Source organism: Effusibacillus lacus, from assembly GCF_002335525.1.
Classification (GTDB): domain Bacteria; phylum Bacillota; class Bacilli; order Tumebacillales; family Effusibacillaceae; genus Effusibacillus; species Effusibacillus lacus.
The window spans coordinates 1-221 of the sequence record NZ_BDUF01000118.1 but is presented as its reverse complement, the minus strand read 5'-3'; the positions used below and the strand labels follow the sequence as shown (position 1 = coordinate 221).

At 56.1% G+C, this 221-nt stretch carries 1 rRNA gene; it reads right to left on the bottom strand.

Going from position 1 to position 221, the window contains the following annotated elements:
* Positions 1-221 (bottom strand): 23S ribosomal RNA (locus EFBL_RS19670); the annotation flags it as partial.

Sequence of the window (221 nt, the reverse complement as noted above, 5' to 3'; positions counted from 1 at the left end):
CCCCAGTCAAACTGCCCGCCTGACACTGTCCTCTCACCTGCTTCAAGGTGACGAGTTAGAAGATCAATACCTCAAGGGTGGTATCCCAACGTCGGCTCCACCAAGGCTGGCGCCCTGATTTCTCTGCCTCCCACCTATCCTGTACATGATGTACCCATCTCCCATATCAAGCTGCAGTCAAGCTCCACGGGGTCTTTCCGTCTTGCCGCGGGTAACCTGCA